An 8,365-nucleotide genomic window follows, 5' to 3' on the forward strand; every position below is an offset into this window, starting at 1 on the left:
GGATTTTCCCGTTTGTCTTCCCAGACTGGGAAACGCAGATGCTCAGACTTATCGGCTCTCATTACCACTTCCGCCGGGCTGTGCCCGTTGCAGTGCAGGCCAGACTGGGCCGAACCGAAATTTCTCTCTCCTTGCAGACTCAGAGTAAGCTGGTGGCCCGCGAACGGGCAGCAGCCCTTTACGCCCGAACAGGCGCGCTTTTTGAGAAGGCAAAAACGATGGCAACCGACCTGTCACGCGAAGAAATGATTGCTCTCCTTACCGAACAGGGCAAAATCATCGCGGAACAGGAAGAACTGCTCATCCTTGCCGATGATGCCTTCCGTGCGGAAAAACGCGCCCTGCAAGCCGATCACGCCATGACGATGATGGACCAGGTGCAGAAGGAAGGTGCTTTCATCTCTTTTGCCACGGACTCTCTCAAGGCACTGGAAATCCGGCTTCAGACCATGATGCAGAAAGTCTTTACGGATCGCGCCGTGAGCAAAAAGGAAAAGGACATGCTGCGCGAGCAGATCAAAAGCCTTTCCAATCTGATTATCGATCTGGGCAAACATCGCCCCGCTGCCCCGGGAGATGCTCCAGCCGGAAGCCCGGTTGAGAATGAACGGCCCCAAGTCCGCAAACCAACCTCCCCGCCCCTGTCTGTCATGGCAGAAAAGTTTGTCTTCACTGACAAAGACAAGAGTGAGGATACAAAGAAAGCCACACGCAAGACCGTAACCCTCTTCATTGAAGCTTTTGGGGACATGCCGGTGAAACAGATCACGGGCGCGGTTGCCGGTAAGTTCTTCGACCTGCTCTCTGATCTCCCGGCAACACATGGCAAAGGAAGAACCGGCCTTCCCATCCGTGAAGCCGTCGTCCAGGCCCGCGAACGCGGGCAGGAAACCGTCAGCGGGAAGACCGTGAAAAACCATTTCTCCCGCCTGTCCGCTCTGTGGATACGTCTTGTGCAACGAGAGGTGGCTGACCGAAATCCATGGGCAGGGTGGGATTTCAACATCACAAAGAAGATCGTCCGCCGGGGCTGGACGGATGATGAGCTGGCGCTGCTGGCCAACTCACCATGGAACGGCACATCCGTATCCCGCCGTTCCTGGGCTGGGATCATCAGTGTCGGCATGTTCACCGGCATGAGGCTGGGCGAGATCTGCAACCTCAGGCGTCAGGACATCGAAACTGTCGACGGAGTTCCCTGCTTCCATGTCCGCCCGCATCCAGAAGACAGCTGGTCACCCAAGACGGCAGCGGGCAAACGGATCATCCCCGTTCACCCGCACCTGCTCGCCATGCAGGGCCTCGACCTGCTCCGTGATACCGGAGAGCACTACCTGTTCCCTGACCTCACAGTCTCATCGACGGGTGAGCGTGGTGACAACTTTGCGCGGGCCTTCTCGAAGCACAAGAAGCGTATCGGCATCCCCGAGGATGTGACGTTTCATTCTTTCCGCCATACGGTTTCCACCCGCCTGCGCAATCAGAAATCCCATATACGCGAACTGTGGATTGATACCGTGCTCGGGCATGAAGCCAGTCATAAATCACAGGGCACGATGAACTACACGAGCGGGATCGAGGTCTCCAATCTCCGGCAGGTGATCGAGGCCCTGCACTATCCGCCCGAATGCATCATGCCTTTCTGAAAACCTTATGGTGACAGTCTGGTTTGCATAAGAAGAAAGTTCGGAAATCAGGCATCTGAATAGGTTACCCTTACAGGGAGCCAGCAGTGCTCCATGGCTACCCGTTCCGGGTGCATGGCGCAGCTGGCAAGGGGGAATACCTCCCCCGTTGACCCCCTTGAAGGAGAACCGACCATGCCGATTGCCCGAACGTCCCGTCTTTCTGTCCGTGCATCACCCGATGAACTGGTGCGCTGGAACCATATCGCCAGCGCTCATGGCCATGCCACAACCGCCCACTTGATCAGGGTGCTCCTGGCCGATGCGGAACTGGCTGGCGACGATGGGCCACATGTCGGTGCCGAGCTTTACCGGCTGCGTCATGCGCTCTCACGGATCGGGAACAACCTGAACCAGCTGGCCCGGTCCGCCCATTGTGGCGATGCTGTCCGGTGCGGGGAAACCCTCATCGGACTGGAAGACAGGCTGCGCCAGCTTGACGGAATACTCGCACGTTCAGGAAGACGGTCCTCCCGGCGCAGGTGCGCCCGGCCCGCAAAGACCCTGCACTGAAAGCCTGGGGTCGTGAGCGATGATTGTCCAGGAAAGCCGGATCAGGACGAGGAGCGGTGCAGGCGCCTTGTCCCGCCATGTGCTGCATGGTGTGAAGAATGAAGCCATCCGGGTGCTGGCGGGTTCGGACTGGCTCATGCGTGACGCCATGCGCGAGGCCAGACGTGAAGGGCTGACCTATGGCCTGCGTCATATCGCCTTCAATCCGGACGCAACCATGAGCGATGACCAGCTGGCTGGTTTTGCCCGTCGTCTCTGCGAAGAACTGCACGCGGACCCGGACCACATCACCCTCGTCATTCACCAGAAGGAGGGCAGCACCCACGGGCACCTGATCCTGTCCGAGTGGCAGCAGGACCATGTGCTGGAAAGCCGGTTCACATGGATGCGTCTGGAGAAGATCGCCCGGCTGGAAGAAATCCGGCTTGGCCATGCTCTCGTACCCGGACGACATGACAGGGCTATTGCCAGAGCCCTGCGACAGGAAGGCCATCATCAGGAAGCAGAACAGGTCGCAGCCCTGATCCCTGCACCTGACAGCACCAGACCACGCGCCGCCTACACATCGCAGGCCCGACGTATGACAGAGCGCCAGGGGCTGGATCTCCCGGCGACGAAAACACTGGTGGCAAGCCTCTGGTCCCGATCCGACGGGCTGGCATCCTTCCGGGCGGCGCTGGCGGAACACGGACTGACCATGCGCGAGGGAGACCGGAACGGGACACGACCGGGAGCGCATATCATCGAAACCGGCGATGGCACGCTGGTTGGCAGTTTTACCCGGCTGACAAAAGTGAGGATGGCTGACTTCAGGAAGCTTCTGGCAGAAGAGCATTCAGCAGCAAAGGCAAAACCGAAAACGGATATCAGGAGCACCCGCGTCCCTGTCCGCATCACCAGTGAGGAGAGCAATCTCATGGGACTGCCCGCTCTCGTTGTTCCGGTGACCCGGCGGAAACAGCCGGCCCGCATCAGGCTTCCACGCCTCGACAGGCAGCTTGAGGACGTCAGGCGCAGACGCATGGAGGAGGTCGACAGGCCATCCGTCATGCCACACACCCAGCCGAAATCATTGTATCCGCTGATTCTCAGTGCTGAAGAAGCCCGTATCCGCCGTCGGATCAGGGAACTCATCGGCGAGCAGCAGGCCATTCTCGACCAGAGAGCGCCGGAAGCCGACTGGGCACCTCTGGAGAGAGAAGAAACACTCGCGAAATGGCGGGAAAGTCTCACACCCTATCAGAAACAGCTTCATGACAGCTTTAAACGTTACAGTCGTGCAAAAAAGGAATGGAAACAGGCCAAGAAAAGCCACTGGCAACGCATGACCGGACAGGCTGGTAAACTGGAAAAAATCTGCCAGCAGCTTCTGCTCGAATTTCTGGAAGTGCTGCGCTTTGTGGTCCAGGCCCTTCTGCATGTTGTCGGACTGCGTTCAACACCACCAGAACCCGTCCGGCCCGTTCTGACAGAACGGGACAGACCAGCCCTTGAAGATTTTCACAAACGGCATGATGCCGAGTTCTCCGTCATGGCTGATCCGGAAAAACTTGAGCACTGGCTCTCATACCGTTTTGACCGACTGGTGCAGGCCAGACAGGACCGCATCAGACGGTGGGACAAAGCCCACCAACCGGAAAAAGAGCGGGCAAGGCAGGAAATCTCCCGCCTACGCTCAAAACTTGTCATTCCAAAAGGAGTGACGAGAAATATGCCTGCTCCCTCGTCCCAATCAGTTATCGAACGTTAACGCGCAGCCAGTTTTCGCAGCCTCACGTGCGAACAAGCCTGTCTCAGTACATGGTCAGAGAGGTCAGCCTTTCCCTGATGAAAAGATCAACCATCACCCGCAGATGACGCAGGTCTCCCCGGAAGTGCTCCTGCAACAAGGCTTCCTCAACTCCATCAAAAGTGATCCACCTGCGATCCAGCCCCATCTCTGTCAGAATTTCTTTCACCATCTGACGAGACAGTCCAACAACATGTTTTCTGTCTGGCGCGGGTACATGCACAATCTGACACCTGGAACGAAGGGGAAGCGGTACCCTCTCCAGCACATTAGCCGTCATGACCCAACGCACACGAGACAGATCAACCTCGGCATTCAGGCAGATATCCCGGAAAGTTCTGGCTTCACCAGGCTCAAGAAACTGGAGCAGTACATCCTTGATACTACCATTTCGCCCCCCTTCCGGTGATTTGTCGATCTCATCGAGAATGATGCAGGGATTGGCGATCTCATGTCTGGCCATATAATCTACAATGACCGAGGGCTTCGGGTTCGAATAGGTCGGATGCGTGCCTGTGAACACCATTACATCGGACAGAGCCGCGACATTCATGGTCATGCAGGGATAACCCAGCATTTTATGCCAGACGCGCACCAGCGTTGATTTTCCACATCCCGGAGGCCCGACCAGCAGTATGGGACGGAACACGCTAGCGACCCCCATCGTCGTGCGTGTCAAATCAGCCATTCCCAAAGCATGGACTGCCGCCAACGCGTGGGGAAAACGCGCTTGAAGAGCTGCCAAATCAGGCTGCACTGTTGCTGGCTGGTGTATCCTGACCGGAAAAGCCAGCTTACGGGCCTGTTCATAGGGATCTGCTCCCCCATGACGATCCGCACTGACCGCAGGAAAACCATATCCCTTCTCCAGCAGCCGGACATACCCGCCATCAGGGTCGCATCCGGCTGACCCCAGGCTTTCGTTTTCGTAGCGTTTTTCTCTCGCCGCCCGCATAAGAGCCGTGCGACGACGAAGAACTTCGGTCAGTGTGGAGTTAGGTTTATCCCTTGTTGAATGGTTATCAGACATACTGGCACCTTTCAGATAAATTGCCCAAACGTTCCCGCGGGAGCGTCTTATCCGAAGGCTTGCGTGGTCCTGTTCACGAGGACTGAGATAATAACGGCATCAAAAAAAACTAACTCTCAATACCATTTTTATATGACATATCTTTTGAGAAAAATCAATTCTAAAATCGTTTAATAGCCGTCGCCTCCAAAGCAAAATTTTAATGAATAATCACTTACGGCAATTATCAGAAAACCACTTTTGAGAGCCTGTTTGGAAAATGGGAGCGGATTGCGCCATTGATGCCAAGCCTTGGGCGTCGTGGCCGTCCACGGGAGGTCGAATTCCGTGAGGTGATCAACGCGGTGCGCTATCTTGTTCGCTCAGGCTGCGGTTGGCACCTGCTGCCGATCCACTTCGGACACTGGCGCACGGTCTATGGCTGGTTTCGGGAACTGGTGCGACGGTTCCTGTTCCAGACCATTCATGACGTTGAACTGATGCTCGACCGGGAGCAGGCAGGACGCGAGGTCAGTCCGACGGCGGCGGTGATCGACAGCAGAGCATCAAGGCTCCTCATGCAAAGACAAGGGGGTTACGATGTCGGCAAGAAGGTCGTTGGACGCAAGCGCCATATTGCCGTCGATACAGACGAGCGCCTCCTGATGGTCAACCTGACCCCGGCCGACATCTCCGACAATGCCGGCACCCAGATGATCCTCGATGCGATCCGCAAGCGTTGGCCATGGGTGAAGCATCTGTTCGCCGATGGTGCCTGTCGACGCAATCGTCAGATTGCCGTCCGTCGTCAGCGTCGTCCCGGCTGTCTTCAGATCGCCCGTCAGTGCCACGAGAACCGCGTTTCCGCCCGACGTGATCGTCGTGCCGTAATTCTCCGTCTGGCTGCCGCTGATGCTCAGATGCTTTCCGGAAACCGACGATGCCTGCTCCACCGTCGTCGTGCCAAGCGTCAGGCCATTTCCCGCAAGAAGGCTCAGATCCGTTGCTGTCACATTAACTTTTATTGGCTGAGATCGTTACGGGCTTATGGATTTCAGGCTGTGAGGGTGGTTGCGGTGTTCCATTGGGCGAAAGCCCGGAGACGATGAAGATGTCGGCCCAGTGCATTGTTGATGGCGGCTGGCGGAACGAAGAGATTGCGGACGGCGGAGAAGACGGAGACGAAGCGCTGGCATCCGCCTGGTGACCGGAATTTCTGCATGATCCGTTCGCGTTTTCGTAGCCGATCTTTCGTCTGGTCGCACCCTATGATTTCAGCCTGTCCGTGATCAGTTGCCTCGGACGGGTGGCCTGTCGTTTCAGAAGTCTGGTGAGCAGGCGCCGGGCCGCTTTCGTGTTTCGACGGGTCTACAGGATTTCATCGAGAATGAAACCGTCCTGATCCACCGCCCTCCACAACCTGTGTGGCTGGCCACGGATCACAATCCAGACCTCATCGAGATGCCAGACGTCGCCTGGAGCAGCATGCCTGCGACACAGCCTTCGCGCAAATGCAGCCCCGAATTTCATGCTCCAGCGACGAACCGTTTCATACGAGACAATGATCCCCCGCTCGAGCAGCATCTCCTCGATCAGTCTGAAGCGCAGAGGGAACCGAAAATACAGCCACACAGCATGCGTGATCAGTTCGCGCGGAAAACGGTGACGTTTGTAGCTGACAGATCGAGCACTCATGCAGCGCAATCTACAGCCCAGAAGTTAACGTGACACCACCCTCCTCGGCAGAGAGTTGCATACAAAGTCTAACACCGTTTAATGAACTAGCTGCTCCGCTATTTGTGGCATTAAATCAATCTGCAATCCCCTTACTTTCCCATTCTTGCTTAGCTTGGTTCAGGCTGAGGGTATTTGCCCCACCTGAGTAATCTGGGTCTGCCGACTGTACGGGATCATCTTCCCAGCCACAAACGGGGCATATCTCATATTCTCCGTACTCAGAAATCGTCAGTGATTCACAGCATGGACATGGTAGTAACTCTGTCATTGTTTGTTCCAATAATTCACCCCATCCGTTGGACGAAACATTGTTCTAGGAGCGCCATCAGAAGCCTTTACCGCAAAGGTGTTCGATGCCGGATCGTAGAACAGCGTGTCTCCATTCGTTCGTGTCTTCGTAAGAACATTGGCGGGCGGGTTGCTAACGAAATTCTGTGCACCTTCTACATATTGGGAAGCATTCGATTACTCAGGGAATTCGGAACTGTGCTTCGTCCAGTGGGCAGACGCATTTTCAGGAGCCGTCAGTTTCTTGGTCGCCGACCAGCCGCCCACCAAGGCATTTCCCTTGCTATCGACGATGATCGTCTTATCCGTTGCTCCCTTTGTGGCATTCCTGCTGACATTTGTCGCACTTCCGCCCTCACTACAAGCATTATGGACCCAGGCGCGTAGTTTTCCGACGAAGTAGGTGTGAGTCTGCTCCACCTCGAAGTTATACGTATCCGACACACCCGCCCGTGCCGTCAGACTCCGGACGCGAAGCGTTCCGCCCGTCCCGCTTTCAACACGGTCGCCCGCATGCAGCTTTCCCGCATCCGTCCAGCCGTGACCCTCCACATAAAACGGATGACCCGGCGTCGCCCCGAGAACCTCGTGACGCCCTGCATCCTCCAGTGCAACATCCACAATCCGCCGCCCGTGATTGTGGAACAGCCGCACCACATGTTCAACAACCGTCATCCGTCGTGTCTCATCACGACTGATCACTGAATCCCCCGGACGCAAAGTCTCAATCGACCGCCATCCGTCAGGCGTCAGAACAGGTGTGCCACTTACAAAGCACAGTCCCGAAGGACCCGCAGGAACCTCTTCTTCCGTCTGTAAGGTACCGGCAACCTTTTGAATGGTCTGCCTGATCGTCTCGCTGCCGATAATCTTCCCGGCAACCTTCGAGACATACGAGGCCGCAACACCACCGACAACTCCCGCGGCAAGTGGCGCAACCGCCCATGCCGCTCCTTTGTAATCCCCAGCCGCAATCGCCGTAGCCGTGTTGTAAACGCTGTGGGCCGTCGATACCGGCGGGAGCATGAGATCAACAAGCGCCTGATTTCCGCCGCTGCTGATCCCGTAATAATCAAACCGCTGCGACGGAAGCGTGTAGCCCGTCCCGGCACTCAGCACAGCCTGACCCGAAGAAGCCGTGCCAGCTGGCCGATGACCATACACTGTATAAAAATCAGTCGTCCCATCCGCAGACGAACCCGTATACGTCATGTGGCCGTCCAGCTGCATCTGACCATGATGCCCCAGCGCATCCGTAGCACCTGTTGCCGCGTCATAGGTGACCGTGGACGCTACAGAACCACCACCGTTTCCGACGGAGCCATTCCCGGACGTCCCCGCAGC

Annotated in this window: 6 protein-coding genes and 2 pseudogenes; 4 read left to right on the top strand and 4 right to left on the bottom strand. The window is 56.7% G+C overall.

The window, feature by feature from the left end:
* Window positions 1-38 precede the first annotated feature (38 nt).
* The 3 genes from LOC54_RS05225 to LOC54_RS05235 all read left to right on the top strand — a co-directional run bounded on the left by LOC54_RS05225 (window position 39) and on the right by LOC54_RS05235 (window position 3,948).
* Window positions 39-1,646, top strand: coding sequence for a DUF6538 domain-containing protein (locus LOC54_RS05225; protein WP_279312781.1), 1,608 nt, complete (start codon window positions 39-41; stop codon window positions 1,644-1,646).
* Between the two features lie 174 nt (window positions 1,647-1,820).
* On the top strand, window positions 1,821-2,198 hold the full coding sequence (locus tag LOC54_RS05230; RefSeq protein WP_279312782.1) for a MobC family plasmid mobilization relaxosome protein: 378 nt from the start codon (window positions 1,821-1,823) through the stop codon (window positions 2,196-2,198).
* Window positions 2,199-2,265: 67 nt separating this feature from the next.
* Window positions 2,266-3,948 (top strand): hypothetical protein, encoded by a 1,683-nt coding sequence (locus LOC54_RS05235; protein WP_279312783.1) that lies wholly within the window; start codon window positions 2,266-2,268, stop codon window positions 3,946-3,948.
* Window positions 3,949-3,991: 43 nt separating this feature from the next.
* Here the strand turns inward: LOC54_RS05235 and LOC54_RS05240 are convergent, their stop codons facing one another.
* Window positions 3,992-5,017 carry an AAA family ATPase gene (locus LOC54_RS05240; protein WP_279312784.1) on the bottom strand — a complete coding sequence of 342 codons (1,026 nt, stop codon included), beginning with the start codon at window positions 5,015-5,017 and terminating at the stop codon, window positions 3,992-3,994.
* A gap of 257 nt (window positions 5,018-5,274) precedes the next feature.
* Between LOC54_RS05240 and LOC54_RS05245 the strand changes: the two are divergent.
* A pseudogene (locus LOC54_RS05245) lies at window positions 5,275-6,105 on the top strand (IS5 family transposase); the annotation flags it as partial.
* On the opposite strand, the pseudogene LOC54_RS05250 reads toward LOC54_RS05245, so the two are convergent.
* The 3 genes and pseudogenes from LOC54_RS05250 to LOC54_RS05255 form a co-directional block, all read right to left on the bottom strand.
* Window positions 6,051-6,691 (bottom strand): annotated as a pseudogene (locus tag LOC54_RS05250) (IS6 family transposase). The pseudogenes LOC54_RS05245 and LOC54_RS05250 sit on opposite strands and share 55 nt — an antisense overlap.
* Before the next feature lie 115 nt (window positions 6,692-6,806).
* Window positions 6,807-7,001 carry a CPCC family cysteine-rich protein gene (locus LOC54_RS12350; protein ID WP_408740300.1) on the bottom strand — a complete coding sequence of 65 codons (195 nt, stop codon included), beginning with the start codon at window positions 6,999-7,001 and terminating at the stop codon, window positions 6,807-6,809.
* 197 nt (window positions 7,002-7,198) lie between these two features.
* Window positions 7,199-8,365, bottom strand: a 1,167-nt coding sequence (locus LOC54_RS05255) for a polymorphic toxin-type HINT domain-containing protein (RefSeq protein ID WP_279312785.1), incomplete at its 5' end; no start/stop codon positions are given.

The organism is Acetobacter sp. AN02 (genome assembly GCF_029759835.1).
GTDB lineage: Bacteria > Pseudomonadota > Alphaproteobacteria > Acetobacterales > Acetobacteraceae > Acetobacter.

Bases quoted from the DNA above. Each gene is read 5' to 3' on its own strand.
- LOC54_RS05225 (WP_279312781.1), top strand. From the start codon at position 39: ATGCTCAGACTTATCGGCTCTCATTACCACTTCCGCCGGGCTGTGCCC.
- LOC54_RS05230 (WP_279312782.1), top strand. From the start codon at position 1,821: ATGCCGATTGCCCGAACGTCCCGTCTTTCTGTCCGTGCATCACCCGAT.
- LOC54_RS05240 (WP_279312784.1), bottom strand. From the start codon at position 5,017: ATGTCTGATAACCATTCAACAAGGGATAAACCTAACTCCACACTGACC.
- LOC54_RS12350 (WP_408740300.1), bottom strand. From the start codon at position 7,001: ATGACAGAGTTACTACCATGTCCATGCTGTGAATCACTGACGATTTCT.